Origin of the sequence: Paenibacillus favisporus (genome assembly GCF_040545415.1) — a bacterium.
Lineage (GTDB): Bacteria > Bacillota > Bacilli > Paenibacillales > Paenibacillaceae > Paenibacillus_AQ > Paenibacillus_AQ favisporus.
Genome location: NZ_JBEPLV010000010.1, coordinates 87019 through 101939, shown reverse-complemented (window position 1 = coordinate 101939; position 14921 = coordinate 87019). Strand labels below are relative to the sequence as shown.

Below are 14921 nucleotides of genomic sequence, written 5' to 3'. Positions count from 1 at the left end.
CTCCTCTACACTTTATTGCCGCAGCTCGGACAGAACTTCATCGTGCTGCTCAAGCTGCCCCCACACTCTGTGCAAAATTTTTTCTCCGGCCGCGGCGTACCGCATTCCGGACAAAATTTCTCGGAGGCTTTGAGCCCGTGTCCGCATTGGGCGCAGGGCTCGGTATCAACGGGAGACGCCGAATGGGAAGGCGCGGCAGACTGGGGCTCCACAGCGTCCGCTGAAGGCTTCATCGCTTGATTAAACATCTGCCCCATGGCCATGCCCGCCCCGAGGCTTGCCCCGGCGCCAGCAAGCCCGCTGTCGGGATTGATGGCTGCATCGCGGAGCGATTCGGCGGCCTGAAACTTCATGTACTGATCGAGATTGCCGGCAATGCTCATGGATGATTTCCGGTCGATCATCTTTTCGACTTCTTCCGGCAAGGAGATGTTTTCGATAAAAAATCCCGACAGGGACAGACCCATGCCATTGAAAATCGGCTCCAGCTTGGTCCGGAGGGCGGAGCTCAGCTCGTCGTACTGCACCGCAATATCCATGATCGGAATTTTGGCCTCGCCAATCAGGTCGCTCACACCGGAAACGATCACCGACTTGAGATAACCGCCGATTTGATCCGAACCAAATGAGGACTGGGTCCCGAAGATTTCCTTAAGAAACAATGCCGGGTCTTGTACGCGGAACGCGTAGCTGCCGAATCCCCGCATCCGGATGGCTCCGAATTCAGGATCCCGCATAATGATGGGGTTGGTCGTTCCCCATTTTTGGTCCGTGAAGTTTCGCGTGTTTACAAAATACACATCTGCTTTAAACGGTGAATTGAATGCATATTTCCATGACTTTAACGCCGTCAGAACCGGCATGTTCTGCGTGCTTAAGGTATAAGTGCCTGGGCCGAACACATCGGCGATCTGGCCCTCGTTCAGAAAAATCGCGGCCTGCGATTCCCGCACCGTCAGCCTCGCACCCATTTTGATCGCTTTGTCGTAGACCGGAAACTGGTGCACGATTTCATTGGTGTTGTCCGTCCATTCAATAACTTCGATAAATTGTCCTTTAATAAAAGAAAACAAACCCATCGTTCAACCTCCATCTTTATTCCAGTTATCTCCATTATACGTGATTCCGGTTTGTCCGTCTCAACGAATCGACGAAGGTTCAGCACCATACGCCACCATTGGACAAAATATGTCGAGGATGATAGCTGAAGTTTACAAATTTTTATCTCTAAAAAAAGAACGACCGGTATGGCTTCACCCATACAGGTCGTCTTTATGTTCGCATCCGGAAAAACCGGGAAATGCGGCTATTCGAGATACATCCGCTTCAGCTTCGCCTGCTCGTCTTTGCTTAGCCCCAAGCCTTTTTCCAGGAAGCCCTGGATCGAGCCGTATTTCTTGGCCATTTCGTCGAAAGCGGCATTGATATATTCCGGGCGGACGTCCATTAACGCTTTGATGACTTCAATCGCATTCTCGTCCGTCAGATTAAACTGCTTCACCATGGCGTCCACCGCCGCCTTGTTGTACGCTTCGCGGTACTTGTTGCTGAGCAGGAAATCCTGCACTACGGTTTCTTTCGGAACGCCGAGCGCGAGCAGCATCAATGCCGATCCGAGGCCGGTGCGGTCTTTACCAGCGGTGCAGTGCTGTACGAGCGCCGCGGATGCCGGATCCAGCATCATATCGAACAATTTCACGTAAGCCGAAGGGGAGTCGACCATGTCGCGGTTGGCGGCGGTCAGCACGTCGCCGGGCTTGCCCATTTTGTCGAACTCACCGCTCGCCATGAAGCTCATGATGTCGGTGCCGCTGCCGGATTGGCCGAAGACCGGATTGCGGACATAGGCAGCGCCGGGAATCACTGGATCGGGCTTGGATTTCACTTCATCGTCCGTGCGATAGTCCACGATCGTCTTCAGGCCGCTCTTCTGCAAATAGGCGATGTCGCTTGCCGTCAGGCCGGCGAGTTCATCCGAGCGGAACAGCTTGCCCCATTTGACCGTTTTGCCGTCCGTTGTTTTGTAGCCGCCGAGATCGCGGAAGTTGGTGGTGCCCTGGAGCGGCAGCAGGCGCTCGGCTGTTGTGATGGCGGCACCGCTCGCTGCCTTCACTTTAAAGTAAACCCGGCTGCCCGGATTCGGATCCTTCGTTCGCAGTCCGCCAAACGATGCGTAGGTGCGGGCGACCTCCTTCCAGCCGCTGTCCGGACTCTGGCTCCAGTAAACTTTAACCGGTCCCAGATTGGCGGTGGTCTGCCAGTGCAGCGTCAGTGTACCGTCTTTGGCCCGTTCCACGGCAGCCCCGGTAAAGCTGCCCTGCTTGGCCTTGGCTTGAATACCGGACGCGGGCGCTTTGCCCGCAGGTGCAGCTGCGCTGGCCATAACTGCCGACAGCGGCGCAGCTGAAAGCAGCAGGGCCGTGCCCAGCAGAATCGTTTTTTTCATCATTGTCGTTGTTCTCCCCCTCTGGTCTTGGAAAAATGCATGTTGTCCTCTTTATGATGGGGGAGAAGTGTTGGCATCATGTTATCCGAACATCAGCGGAAGGTAAAATTGTGTCAGTATTTACATAAATGACGATAAAGGTGTCAGATTTAAACGAACCATGTGACAGAACGCTGACGGATGTGGGTCAGAACAGAAGAAATTCGGCATACAGGGAGGGGGTCCCCGACCAGTGTCGAATAGTTACTTGGAAGTAAAAGGAACAGGGGGGATGGAGATGAAAGTAAAACGGATTGTCACGAACATTTATACGGAGGATCTGGCGGCCGCCCGCACTTTTTACGAGGACGTGCTCGGTTTGGAGAAGTGGATGGACCACGGTTGGATCGCCACCTATGGGACCGATGCCCGTATGGATGTTCAGGTCAGCGTCGCATCGGAAGGGGGCTCGGGCACCCCGGTGCCGGACCTGTCGATCGAAGTGGATGACGTCGACGAAGCTCTGAACCGCATGAAGCAGGCGGGCTTTCAGATCGAATACGGTCCGGTGGATGAGCCGTGGGGCGTGCGCCGCTTCTATGTACGGGATCCTTTTGGGAAACTGATCAATATCCTGGCCCACAAGCCGTAAAATATCAACAAGGAAGTGTGATACATCCATGATTCGAAGGTTTTTCGCGTACTACAAGCCTTATAAGGGGCTGTTTATCCTTGATTTCGTGTGCGCGGTGTTCGCCGGGCTGCTGGAGCTGGCCTTTCCGCTGGCCGTCAGCCATTTTATCGATAACCTGCTGCCCAGCAAGGACTGGGCGATCATCGTCGTCGCCTGTCTGGCGCTGCTGGCCATTTACGGGCTCAATATGGTGCTGCAGTATATCGTGACCTACTGGGGTCATATGCTGGGCATCAACATTGAAACGGATATGCGTAAAAAGCTGTTCGACCATATCCAGAAGCTCTCGTTCCGTTTCTTCGACAATCATAAAACCGGGCATTTGGTCGGGCGGATCACCAATGATCTGAACGACGTCGGCGAGGTGGCCCACCACGGGCCGGAGGATGTCTTTATTGCGGTCATGACGCTGATCGGCTCCTTTGCGCTGATGGCTTCCATTAACATGGAGCTGGCGCTGTTGACCTTTATCATTATCCCGGTTATGGCCTGGGTGATCATCCACTTCGGGGGCCGAATGACCACGACGTACCGGCGGCTGTTCGGGAACGTGGGGAATTTCAACGCCCGGATCGAGGACAACGTTGGCGGAATCCGCGTCGTGCAGTCCTTTGCCAATGAGGAGCATGAGAAAAAGCTGTTTGACGTCGACAACCAGAACTTCCGCCAGACCAAGCTGATGGCTTATAAGACGATGGCGAAAAGCATGTCGGTCACCTACATGATGATGCGGCTCGTCACCGTGTTCGTAATGCTGTGCGGCGCCTGGTTTTTCCTCAGCGGACGGATCGAGCTGGGCGAGTTCATGGCGTTCCTGCTGCTGTCCAACGTCTTTTTCCGTCCGATCGAAAAGATCAATGCGGTCATCGAAAGCTACCCGAAAGGCATCGCGGGCTTTCGGCGGTATTTGGAAATCATGGATACCGAGCCGGATATTGCGGACGCTCCGGATGCAGTGGAACTGGATCGGGTTGTAGGCAATATCCGTTACGAAGGCGTCACCTTCGGTTATGATCCGGCCAAACCGATCCTGAACAACATCGATCTGTCGATCCGGGCGGGGGAGACCGTCGCGTTCGTCGGTCCTTCCGGAGCGGGGAAAACGACGATCTGCAGCCTGCTGCCGCGCTTCTATGAGCTGGATGGGGGACGGATTACGATCGACGGCATCGATATCCGGGACATCAAGCTGGATTCGCTGCGGCGGCACATCGGCATCGTGCAGCAGGACGTGTTCCTGTTCTCCGGCACGGTGAAGGAAAATATCGCATACGGCAATTTGAATGCCACCGATGAGGAAATTTGGAAGGCGGCGGAGCGCGCATCGCTGGCCGAAGTGATCCGCTCCATGCCGGAGGGCATGGATACGGTCATCGGCGAGCGGGGTGTGAAGCTGTCGGGCGGACAAAAGCAGCGCTTATCGATCGCCCGGATGTTCCTGAAGAACCCGCCGATCCTGATCCTGGACGAGGCAACGTCGGCGCTCGACACCGAGACGGAAGCCGCCATTCAGCAGGCGCTGACCGAGCTATCGCAGGGGCGCACGACGCTGGTCATCGCTCACCGGCTGACGACGATCCGCAACGCGGACCGGATTATGGTCGTGAATGAACAGGGTATTGCCGAGGAGGGCATGCACCAGGAGCTGATTGCCGCCGGCGGCATATACAGCCGGCTGCACCTGGCCCAGTTGCAGCATTCGTAATATCGGATTGAACCGCAATTAGCCGAGGCATTGCTTGCGATATAAGGAAGCCAATCCTCCGAAGCGGATACCTTCCTTAATCATCAAAAAGGAGCTCCACGATTCCAGTGGGGCTCCTTTACTTTATTCATCTTTTTGGGCCAAGCTGACTTTGTGCAGCAGCGAGATCAGCTGATCATGCTCCTCCGGGGTCAGATACCGGGCTAGAGTCCGGTTGGATTCATCCAGGATCGCATGCAGCTGAGGCTGTACTTCCTTGGCTTTGGAGGTGGGAAACAGCAGCTGGGAACGCCGGTCATCCGGGTCCGGCTTGCGCTCGATATAACCTGACGCCTCCAGCTGTTTAATGGAACGGGCCGTGGTGGCCTTGTCGAATTTCAACTGCTGGGTCAGCTGTTCCTGCGTAATTCCCGGTTGATGCAGGATGGCCTTCAGGAAGCTGTGCTGTCCGCCGCCGCCGATGCCGTAAGGAGCCAGTTCCTTGGCGAGCCTTTTCTGGTTCTGGCGATGGATGTAAGAGATCAGCTTGCCAATCGGTTCTTTATCTGGCATTACATCGGCACCTTCTTTCATCATGAAGTGGAGGGACAACGGGAACGATAAACTCAAGTTCAGCAAATATTTTATCTCAAAATGGTTGCAAGCGCAACTAATATAAGGTACACTGTTACTGCCAATTAGTTGCGCGTGCAACTAATAATGATGAACAGGAGCAGGAGGTACCACATGAGTTCAATACAGCGGACGTACCAAGAGGATGCGAATATCCAGAAGAAGCGCTGGATCATCCTCATTGTTCTGAATTTATTTACATTTATGTCCACACTGGATGGAAGCATCGTCAACATCGCCCTGCCGGTGCTGTCCAAACAGATGGGACTGCCGATTGCCCAGATCGAATGGGTGACGACGGGGTACCTGATGGCGATCTGCGCGGTCATTCTTTTCTTCGGAAAACTGGGGGATATCGCAGGCAAGATTCGTATTTTTAAAATCGGCACGATCATTTTCATTATCGGATCGCTGCTGTGCGGGTTTAGCACAACGCTGCCGTTCCTCATCGTCTCCCGGGTCATTCAGGCGCTTGGAGCGTCGATGACGATGGCGAACAGCCAGGGGATTCTGACCGATATTTTCCCGGCGAAGGAGCGGGGGAGAGCGCTGGGGCTGATCGGCACGTTCGTCTCCCTAGGGAGCATTGCCGGGCCTTCCTTAGGCGGCATCATCATTTCATCGCTCGGATGGGAGTACATTTTCTGGGTTAACGTACCGATCGGTTTGATCGCGATCATCATGGGATGGAAGGTGCTGCCGGCGGATTTGATCCGGGTCAAGGCCAAGATCGACGTGCCGGGAAGCTCGCTGTTCGCGGTATTTATCATCACCTTGTTCGCAGGACTGCTGCTCGGCCAGCAGGCCGGATACGGCAACGTCTGGATTCTGCTCGCTCTTGCCGTCGCACTGGTGGCGTTGGTTATCTTCCTTCGCACCGAAGCGGTTCGCAAGGACGCGCTGCTGGATCTGTCGCTGTTTAAAAATCCGCTCTTCTCCATCAGCATTCTGTGCGGCTTTCTCGTCTTTACGGCCAATTTCTGCTTCAACATCATCGCGCCGTTTTACGCCCAGAACATACTGAATCTGTCGCCGTTTGCCGCGGGATTTCTGCTCATGCTCTTCCCGATCTGCATGGTCATCGTGGCGCCGGTGAGCGGCGCTTTGTCGGATAAAATCGGCACGGAGCTTCTCACCTTTGCCGGCTTGGTCGTGATGGTAATCGCCCAATTCGGCTTGGCCTGGCTGCATGAAGGAAGCAGCCTCGTGCTCGTCGGGCTGTGGATCGCCATGCTCGGCATCGGCAGCGGCCTGTTTCAGTCGCCGAACAACTCACTCGTCATGTCCCAAGTGCCGCGCACGCAGCTCGGATCGGCCGGAAGCGTCAACTCCTTGGTGCGGAACGTGGGCATGGTCGTCGGCATCACTGTCGCAACGACGATTTTGTTTCATGTCATGAGCCTCAGCGCCGGCCGGCGGGTGACCGGGCTGGTGCCGGGTCATCCCGACATTTTCTTAAGCGGCATGCACGCGGTGTTCAGCACGTCAGCCTGCATCTGCCTGGTGGCCGCCGCCCTGACGGGCTGGCGCATGTACCGGGCGAAGGCGGGGAAGCGCCGGGAGGTAAAGGCTTAATTTTTAATATGAAAAGCCAGTCTAATGCAGAAAACAACCGTCCGAAAAAGGACGGTTGTTTTTTTAAGGTATAAGAAATAGCGCAACCAAAACTTCAGCAAAATGGGTCCCGCTTTACTCCGCATTACCCTGCGTTAACCTCGGACAGCTCACTGGATGCTTTTTTAGCCCGGTTGCTTTTTCCAAGCTTGATCCAGATTACAGCCGCGCAGGCCGCCCATACCGCAATAGTGATGATCCCGCTCTCCCCGGCCACGTAAGACCAGCCCGAAGCTTTATCGAAGAACAACTGCTCCAGCCAGCTCCGCGACAAATTGATGACCATATGAATGAGAACGACCGGCCAGATACTGCGGCTGCGCCAGCGGATCCAGCCCATAAACACGGATAACGGAAAGATCATGACGGTGAACAGCACCAGGTTGATCCACACATTCCCGTCCGTATTGTATTGGTTCAGATAAAAAGGATAATGGAAGCAGGCCCACACGGCGGCGGTGATCAGAATGGACTTTCGAATGCTGTAAGCCTCCGTCAGCTTGGGCTGCAGATAGCCGCGCCAGCCGATTTCCTCTCCGAAGGAAAAGATCAGCATGCTGATCAGCATCTGAGGAGCCCAGGAGCTTTTGGTAATATACCAGGCATATTCGGAAACGGTGAAGCGGGCGGTGCCCTGGCTCAGGAATTCAGCCGACGGCAGTTGGACGATCCCGAAAGACCACGCGGCAAGAAACCCGATTCCAATCGGGACGATGGACAAGATGGCGGCAAAATACCAGCGGAAACCGCCAAACGTGCCGAGCCCCGATGAACGGAGAGAATCTTTTCTTCCGGATACAAAGATCAGCATCAGCAGCACGGTGATCATTGGAGCAAGCTGGCTGATGGCGACGAGATTCATGCTTCCGGACAGATTGGCCAGCAGGGTGAGCAGCAGCACAGTCACACTGAATGCCGCCGCGGAGCGAACAGATGTTATTTTCATGAATAACTTCCTCTCTTGTTGGTTGTTAATGTTATGGTAAGAGGCAATTATCAAGAATTTATAAAGCTCTGGTGATCATTTGCAGCCTTTTCGAAATACGACATGCAGAGGGAAGACCGGGGTATGCTACAATGGGGTTATACGATATGCGATAGGCTGCAAATAACGGATCGGCGATCCTGGCATAAGGAGAGGTGACTGGGGTGGAACGGGAAGATCAGAACAAAGAAGCCAAAGATCAAGACGAAAAGGCCGAAGCGGAAGACCGCTACCAGAACATGTCCACGCGGTACGGGCTGGTGGAATCGGCTATTGACGATTTTGCGAAGCGGGGCGGGTTTGATGATCTGCCCGGCAAAGGCAAGCCGCATAAGATCGACGACGAAGATGTGTTCAGCAGCATTTTGAAGAAAAACAATTATCAGCCTCCTTGGGCCGAGCTGCGGAAGGAAATCGCCGCGGATTTGAAGCGTCTGGCTGACAACCCCCGCTCGGATCACGAGCTTCGGGCCGAACTCGAAGCGGTTAACGACAAAATCAGAACGTATAACCGGATCGTGCCGCACCCGATGCTGCAGAAGGGGCTGGTGTCCAGAGCGAATTTGGAGAATGCCTATCCCAAATGGGTTTAATGCTATAAAGCGTCTATCTAATTTATGATTAAGGAGATTTATCATTGCAGACACAGGCGGAATTGAACGACGTGAAAACGGCCAAGCCGGCCGGCCGCAACTATATGCTGCAGCTGGCGACCGTTTTTATCGGGTTCATCATTTTTGGGTTTTCGGAAAATATCAAGGGTCCGGCGATTCCCCGCATCCAGGCGGATTTCGGACTCGACGAGCAGCAGCTTGGAACCCTGCTCTCGCTCAATTCGCTCGGGTATCTGCTGGCCTGTTCCTTCACAGGGTATATTACCCGCAAGATCGGGATCAAATGGGTCAGCATGATCTCGTTCGGGTCGATGGTTCTCTCGGGCGTCTTCATCTTATTATCGCGAACATATCCTCTGTTTTCGGCGTCCTATTTTTTCATGTACATCGGCAACGGCATGCTGGAAATCGGCCTGGCGATTCTGGGAGCGCGGATTTTCGTGCGCAATACCGGGACGATGATGAACTTGTCGCACTTTTTCTACGGGCTCAGTTCGATCGTGGCGCCGATGATCGCCTCGGGTTTAATGTCCGTTTCAATCATGGGCGTGACGCTCGGCTGGCGTGAGATGTATATGGTGATGCTTGCGCTGGCGGTGATTCCGATGATCCCGGCGCTGCTCGGCCGGTTTCCGGGCGACGACACCGTCCAGGAGGACCGGATCTCGCTGTGGATGCTGACCAAGGACCGGGCCTTGTGGATGATCGTGCTGCTGCTGACCTTCGGGGTCATTTCGGAAATGGCCGTGGGCAGCTGGCTGGTGAATTTTCTGGAGAAAAGCTATCACTGGGACCAGACCGCAGCTTCGGGCATGCTCTCGATCTTTTTCCTGTGTTTCTCACTGGCACGCCTTTTCCTAGGCCCGGTAACGGACCGGATCGGCTTTATTCTGTCGCTGATGATCCTCTCCGGCTTCTCGGGGCTGTGCACGTTCGCCGCCATTGTCAGCGGGGAAGGGGGAGCGTTCCTGTTTGCGGCCGCAGGCATCGGCATTGCTCCGATTTATCCGACCGTCATGGCGGTCATCGCCAAGCGTTACGTTAAAGGTAGCGATACGGCCATCACCTTCACTGTCACCCTAATGGGGGTCGGCAGCGTGATCGGAAATTATCTGATCGGCGCCATCACGAGCGGGGTAAAGCATATCTTTGGTGCCGGCACCCCAGAAGGCCTGGTCCGGGGACTGCAGGCCGGATATTCGTTTATCGGCTTATGCGCCCTGATCTGCTCGGCGGTCAGCTTCGTGCTGTACCGGTATTTGAAAAAAAGAAACGAACTGCTGTAGGGAAAGCGTGGGGGTTCCTCACGCTTTTTCCTAACGCTCTCTCAGGAGACGATGAACAATCATGAGTGTGAACCAAACTTTAAACGATATACAGTGGCAAGAGCTGATCCGCAGCGTTGCGGAGTATTATAATGACCTGACGATCAAACGCGGATTTCAATATTATAAACAGGGCCGGGTGACGGAGCTGTCGATCGGCGGGGATGGCGAAATTGAGGCTGTGGTGAAGGGCGGGGAGGCTTACCGTGTCCACCTGAATCCCGAGTCGGTTCAGGACAGCCGCTGCAGCTGCCCGGTCGGGGAACGATGCAAGCATTCCATCGCCGCCCTCCTGGAGTATGTCAGCCGGCAGGGCAGGTCCGTGCATGCGATTGTCAATGCGCATACGACCATCAGGCTCCAGCACCATCTGCCGGAGACGGAAGCTGAAGAAGACCTCGGGCCTGTGCAGCGGGGAAGTGCGGCGGATGCTTTAAGGGAGAAGGCGGCCCATTTGGCGGAGATGAGCCTCTCCGAATGGCATGCCTTCTTCAAGCTGTGCATCACTCCGCTGGAATTTACGAGCCAGAACTCGCACTATGCCCGAAACGCCATACATGCGATCAACGCGGTCAAGCCGGACCTGACTCCGGCCTTGGAGCAGCTGTATCAGCTCCATGCCAGGCTGTATATGCTGATCAAGCTGATTAAGCCCATTGTGCCGGGCGGACGGTCTCCGGCATTTTTGGGGTACCACGTGCAGGTGGCCGCGGATGAACTGCGGGGAGGCGTGCTGCAGCTGCTGGGCGAAGGGATCGATCTGGCCGCCGAGCCGGATCAGCGGCCGCGCGTGACCAAGACGCTGAACTACCTGCGCCGGCAGATGCTGACGGAAACGGGGCAGCAAGGTTATCTGTTCGATGTGTATGACCGGTTCTGGCTGAAATGGATCCATCCGAACGTCACAGACACCAGGATGCATGAGGAAGAGATGCGGAAACTGCAAAGCGCCGAAGAGGAGCTGGGCGATACGCTCTCCCGGCTGCCGTGGATGCTCGCCCAGGCCCGTATTGCGTTCCTGATGGGGGAAGACCGGCAAGCCTGGTCCTGGCTGCAGGCAGCGGACAAGGCTTCCATCATCCCGCACGGATTCCTGACCTCCTTTCTGGACGAGCTGTCCGCTTCGGAGGATTGGGCCCGCCTGCAGGAATGGCTGGTGCGGCTGGCTCCTCTGTTCAGCAATCACCGGAAAGAGCCTCTGCACGAATATGCCGCCTATTGGAATACCTTTGTCCAGCATGTGCCCGAAGCGGAGGAGACGATGTGGCATACTCTCGCCGGGATGCTGCCGTATTCCAAGGAAGTTTATGAAGATAACCTGCTGGCTCACGAAAAATGGCGCTTGTGGATGGACGTGCAGCTCAGCTCCGGCAAGGACCCGCTGGAGTTCCGGGTCAGCGTGCTTGCGCCGATCGAGAAGCAGGCGCCTGAGCTGCTGCTGCCCTTCTACCATCAAGGCGTGGAGCGGCATGTCCTCCTGAAGAACCGCTCCGGCTACAAAGCCGCGGTTAAGCTGCTCAAGCGTCTGGCCAAGCTGTACAAAAAATTGAAGCGGGAGGAGCGCTGGGAAGAATTCATCATCGTGTTTTCCAGCCGCCACAGCCGGCTGCGCGCGCTTCAGGAAGAGCTTCGGAAAGGAAAGTTGATCCCATGATTCCATACACCGACACCATCACGATCCATACCCGGCTCAGCGGGTACGGCGACGCGCTCATCTACGGCTCGACGCCAACGCGCCGGACTGTGCCCGGCATCGACCTGAAGCACAGGCTGTTCGCCTGGCATGAAGAGACTTTGTACGGTACACAGCTGGACGTTCAGCAGGTGCAGGACATCGAGCTGGTCATCCTGCCGGCCGAGTACGTCATCGCGTTCTTCGCCCAGCTGGACCTGCTTGCCCACATCCAGTGGGCGGGAGACGAAGGGACGGAGACGTTGATCCGGCTCGCTCCTGCGCTGATGTCCTGCGTTCGTGAGAAGCGGTACAACCCGAGCCTGCCCGCGTTTCAGTCCGGCAAGCTTCAGTGGAACTGGGATGAATCCCGGCTGGATGCCGACGCGCGGGAAGAGATCAGGGACCTGGGACCGGAGTTCGCCGAGGGGCTGCGCGCCGCGTTCTCTTCGCTGGTATTCAGCGAATGTTATGGAACGGAAGCGACGGCTTCCGACCTGCGCCGCGAGTATCCGATGCTCTTCACGAGAGAGGGGGCCGTCGCCGGCTTGACCGAGCAGGCGTGGCTCATCTCGATCGGCTGGAAAGCGGACGCTGCGCCGTTCCGGCCCGTGCTGCAGCTGCTGGAGCCGGACGAAGCCGAGCCCGTCTGGCGCCTCCAGCTTGTGCTGCAGGACAAGCTGGACCCGTCGGTGCTGGTGCCTGTCCGTCTGGATGCGGACGGACAGGCATCCGGCGTGTGGCCGGACGTCTGGACGGCCCACATCCGCGAGCGCTCCGCCGGGTGGGCGGAGCATCTGCGCGCCAGCCTGCCGGCGAGCGTGCGGGCTGCGGAGCGCAGCGACGTGCTGGGCCAACCGCTGTCCGACGCGGCGGCGTGGCAGTTTTTGACGGCGGACAGCCGCCGTCTGCTGGATGCGGGCTGGCAGGTGCTGCTGCCCGCGTGGTGGGAGGCCGCCAGCCGGCGGAAGCCGAAGCTGCGGGCCAAGGTCAAGGCCGGCGAGGGCGAGGAGGCCGCCGCCAAAGGGCAGGGCAGCTCGCTGTTCGGCCTGGACTCGATCATTCAGTTTGACTGGCGGGTGTCGATCGGCGACCTTCAGATTACAGAGGATGAATTCAAGGAGCTGGTCGCCCGCAACGAGCGGCTGGTTCGCTTCCGCGGCGAATGGATTACGCTCGACCCCAGCCTGATCAAGCAGATCGGCCAGATGATGGAAGGAGTCGACAGCTCGCAGGGCTTGTCCCTTCAGGACGTTCTGCATCTGCATCTCCAGCGGAAGGACGAGGATGCCGGCGCCCGGAAGCGGGAGGACGGCGAGGAGGAAGAGGCGGACGAAGATCCGGATGAAACGGCTCGGATCGAGCTTGAGGTGGAGCTGAACGAGCATCTTCTGACGCTGATGAACCAGCTCAGCCAGAAGTCGGCCTGGCCGAAGCTGGACGTTCCATCCGGGCTGCAGGCCGAGCTGCGTTCTTACCAGTACGACGGGTTTTCCTGGCTGGCGTTTCTGCGCCGGTTTGGGCTGGGTGCCTGTCTTGCTGACGATATGGGCTTGGGGAAAACCATCCAGTTTATTACCTATTTGCTGCATCTGAAGGAGACGGCGGACGCATCCGGAGAACGGCGCCTGCCTTCGCTGCTGATCTGCCCGACCTCGGTGCTGGGCAACTGGCAGAAGGAGATCAGCCGCTTTGCGCCTTCGCTGAAGGTGCTGCTGCATTACGGCAGCCGCCGGTCGGGCGAGGCGGCGCTCCGTGAAGAACTACGCGAGGCCGATGTCGTCCTGACCTCGTACGCGACCGCGACGCTGGACCAGGACCTGCTGAAGGAGTTCGCCTGGGAATCGCTGTGCCTGGACGAGGCGCAGAACATCAAGAACGCCCAGACGAAGCAGTCGGCCGCCGTGCGCAGCTTTCCGGCCCGGCATCGGATCGCGCTGACCGGAACGCCGATCGAAAACCGGCTTTCCGAGCTGTGGTCGCTGTACGATTTTATGAACCCGGGATATTTGGGCAGCCTGCGCAGCTTCCAGGTCCGCTTTATTCAGCCGATCGAGCGGGATCAGGACGAGCAGCGGACGGCGCAGCTGCAGAAGCTGGTGAAGCCGTTTATGCTGCGGCGGAAGAAGAAGGATCCGCACATCCAGCTGGAGCTGCCGGAAAAGAACGAGATGAAAACCTATATCCACCTGACCGCCGAGCAGAGCGCCCTCTACGATCAGACGGTCAACGACCTGATGAACCGGGTGCAGAAGCTGGAGGGCATTCAGCGGAAGGGGGCCATTCTGTCGGCTCTGACACAGCTCAAGCAGGTCTGCGACCATCCGGTGCTCCTGACCGGGGAATCGGTCGACAACTTTGTGGATCCCGCGGATATGGCCGCGGTATCTGGTACGACGGGCGCAGCGGCAGGCTCGGACGGTGCGGCTGACTCAAGTGTCCTGCTGAGTGATTCAAACGCTCCAGGAGTTTCGGGTGATCTGGAGACTGCCGGAAAGCAGGAGGCTGAGGGCAGCGAAGCGGTTATAGTTGATCGGCGGGCTTCGGCTGGCACGGTTGATGCCGTTGACTTGGCCGCGGAAACTTCTGCCGAAGCAAAGGCGCCAGAGCGTGAGGCTGCTGCATGGACAGCGGCTGAATCCTCAGGAGGCCAGCTCGACACCGAACGGCTTATCAGCCGCTCGGCCAAGCTGGAACGGCTGCTGGCCATGGTCAAGGAGCTGCGGGAAGAGGGCGACCGCTGCCTGATTTTTACGCAGTATATCGGCATGGGCCAGATCCTTCAGCGGGTCCTGGGTCAGGAGCTGCAGGAGCCGGTGCTGTATCTGAACGGGAGCACGTCCAAGACTGCTCGGGATCGGATGATCGAACAGTTCCAGTCCCAGTCGCTGCCGGCTGCCGAGCAGCCCGGTGTGTTCATCCTGTCGATCAAGGCGGGGGGCGTCGGTCTGAACCTGACTGCGGCCAACCACGTCTTCCACTTCGACCGCTGGTGGAACCCGGCGGTGGAGAACCAGGCGACGGACCGGGCCTACCGGATGGGCCAGACCAAGGACGTGCAGGTGCACAAGTTCATTTCACTAGGCACGCTGGAGGAGCGGATCGACGAGATGCTGGAGAGCAAGCAGCAGCTCAGCGATAATGTCATTTCCAGCACGGAAAGCTGGATTACCGAGCTGTCGACCGAAGCGCTGAAGGACCTGTTTACGCTGCGGCGCGACTGGTAGGGACAGCTAAGGGAGAAGCTGAGGGAGAAGCTGGAGACATGTATCATT

At 57.1% G+C, this 14921-nt stretch carries 11 protein-coding genes; 7 read left to right on the top strand and 4 right to left on the bottom strand.

What is annotated here, in order from left to right; all coding sequences use genetic code 11:
* Nucleotides 1-5: 5 nt before the first annotated feature.
* Both ABID47_RS32430 and ABID47_RS32425 read right to left on the bottom strand, forming a co-directional pair.
* Nucleotides 6-1079, bottom strand: a complete 1074-nt coding sequence (locus ABID47_RS32430) for an SPFH domain-containing protein (RefSeq protein ID WP_354503246.1) — start codon at nucleotides 1077-1079, stop codon at nucleotides 6-8.
* Nucleotides 1080-1306: 227 nt separating this feature from the next.
* Nucleotides 1307-2449: a tyrosine-protein phosphatase gene (locus ABID47_RS32425; protein ID WP_354503244.1), complete on the bottom strand. Its 1143-nt coding sequence runs from the start codon at nucleotides 2447-2449 to the stop codon at nucleotides 1307-1309.
* A 274-nt stretch (nucleotides 2450-2723) separates the two neighbouring features.
* On the opposite strand from ABID47_RS32425, the gene ABID47_RS32420 reads away from it, so the two are divergent.
* Complete coding sequence (locus tag ABID47_RS32420; protein WP_354503242.1) at nucleotides 2724-3077, top strand: VOC family protein; 354 nt, start codon at nucleotides 2724-2726, stop codon at nucleotides 3075-3077.
* Between the two features lie 28 nt (nucleotides 3078-3105).
* Nucleotides 3106-4824, top strand: a complete 1719-nt coding sequence (locus ABID47_RS32415; protein WP_354503241.1) for an ABC transporter ATP-binding protein — start codon at nucleotides 3106-3108, stop codon at nucleotides 4822-4824.
* Nucleotides 4825-4947: 123 nt separating this feature from the next.
* Here the strand turns inward: ABID47_RS32415 and ABID47_RS32410 are convergent, their stop codons facing one another.
* Complete coding sequence (locus tag ABID47_RS32410; RefSeq protein WP_089549820.1) at nucleotides 4948-5376, bottom strand: MarR family winged helix-turn-helix transcriptional regulator; 429 nt, start codon at nucleotides 5374-5376, stop codon at nucleotides 4948-4950.
* A gap of 174 nt (nucleotides 5377-5550) precedes the next feature.
* On the opposite strand from ABID47_RS32410, the gene ABID47_RS32405 reads away from it, so the two are divergent.
* The gene (locus ABID47_RS32405) at nucleotides 5551-7011 is read left to right on the top strand and encodes an MFS transporter (RefSeq protein ID WP_354503238.1); all 1461 of its coding nucleotides are present in this window, start codon (nucleotides 5551-5553) and stop codon (nucleotides 7009-7011) included.
* 124 nt (nucleotides 7012-7135) lie between these two features.
* Here the strand turns inward: ABID47_RS32405 and ABID47_RS32400 are convergent, their stop codons facing one another.
* Nucleotides 7136-7996 carry a CPBP family intramembrane glutamic endopeptidase gene (locus ABID47_RS32400; protein ID WP_354503236.1) on the bottom strand — a complete coding sequence of 287 codons (861 nt, stop codon included), beginning with the start codon at nucleotides 7994-7996 and terminating at the stop codon, nucleotides 7136-7138.
* A 203-nt stretch (nucleotides 7997-8199) separates the two neighbouring features.
* Here ABID47_RS32400 and ABID47_RS32395 point away from each other — a divergent pair, with 203 nt between their 5' ends.
* The 4 genes from ABID47_RS32395 to ABID47_RS32380 all read left to right on the top strand — a co-directional run bounded on the left by ABID47_RS32395 (nucleotide 8200) and on the right by ABID47_RS32380 (nucleotide 14873).
* Entirely contained in the window at nucleotides 8200-8628 is a 429-nt protein-coding gene (locus ABID47_RS32395) for a DnaJ family domain-containing protein (protein ID WP_244879526.1), read from the top strand.
* A 104-nt stretch (nucleotides 8629-8732) separates the two neighbouring features.
* Entirely contained in the window at nucleotides 8733-9935 is a 1203-nt protein-coding gene (locus ABID47_RS32390; protein ID WP_192717528.1) for an MFS transporter, read from the top strand.
* 61 nt (nucleotides 9936-9996) lie between these two features.
* A complete protein-coding gene (locus ABID47_RS32385) occupies nucleotides 9997-11628 on the top strand; it encodes an SWIM zinc finger family protein (RefSeq protein WP_354503233.1) in 1632 nt (543 codons plus the stop codon).
* On the top strand, nucleotides 11625-14873 hold the full coding sequence (locus ABID47_RS32380; protein WP_354503231.1) for a DEAD/DEAH box helicase: 3249 nt from the start codon (nucleotides 11625-11627) through the stop codon (nucleotides 14871-14873). Before ABID47_RS32385 ends, ABID47_RS32380 begins: the two co-directional genes overlap by 4 nt.
* Nucleotides 14874-14921 lie beyond the last annotated feature (48 nt).

Coding starts and splice junctions, on each gene's coding strand:
- ABID47_RS32405 (WP_354503238.1), top strand. CDS start 5,551: ATGAGTTCAATACAGCGGACGTACCAAGAGGATGCGAATATCCAGAAG.
- ABID47_RS32380 (WP_354503231.1), top strand. CDS start 11,625: ATGATTCCATACACCGACACCATCACGATCCATACCCGGCTCAGCGGG.
- ABID47_RS32400 (WP_354503236.1), bottom strand. CDS start 7,996: ATGAAAATAACATCTGTTCGCTCCGCGGCGGCATTCAGTGTGACTGTG.
- ABID47_RS32430 (WP_354503246.1), bottom strand. CDS start 1,079: ATGGGTTTGTTTTCTTTTATTAAAGGACAATTTATCGAAGTTATTGAA.
- ABID47_RS32410 (WP_089549820.1), bottom strand. CDS start 5,376: ATGCCAGATAAAGAACCGATTGGCAAGCTGATCTCTTACATCCATCGC.
- ABID47_RS32415 (WP_354503241.1), top strand. CDS start 3,106: ATGATTCGAAGGTTTTTCGCGTACTACAAGCCTTATAAGGGGCTGTTT.
- ABID47_RS32420 (WP_354503242.1), top strand. CDS start 2,724: ATGAAAGTAAAACGGATTGTCACGAACATTTATACGGAGGATCTGGCG.
- ABID47_RS32425 (WP_354503244.1), bottom strand. CDS start 2,449: ATGATGAAAAAAACGATTCTGCTGGGCACGGCCCTGCTGCTTTCAGCT.
- ABID47_RS32390 (WP_192717528.1), top strand. CDS start 8,733: ATGCTGCAGCTGGCGACCGTTTTTATCGGGTTCATCATTTTTGGGTTT.
- ABID47_RS32385 (WP_354503233.1), top strand. CDS start 9,997: ATGAGTGTGAACCAAACTTTAAACGATATACAGTGGCAAGAGCTGATC.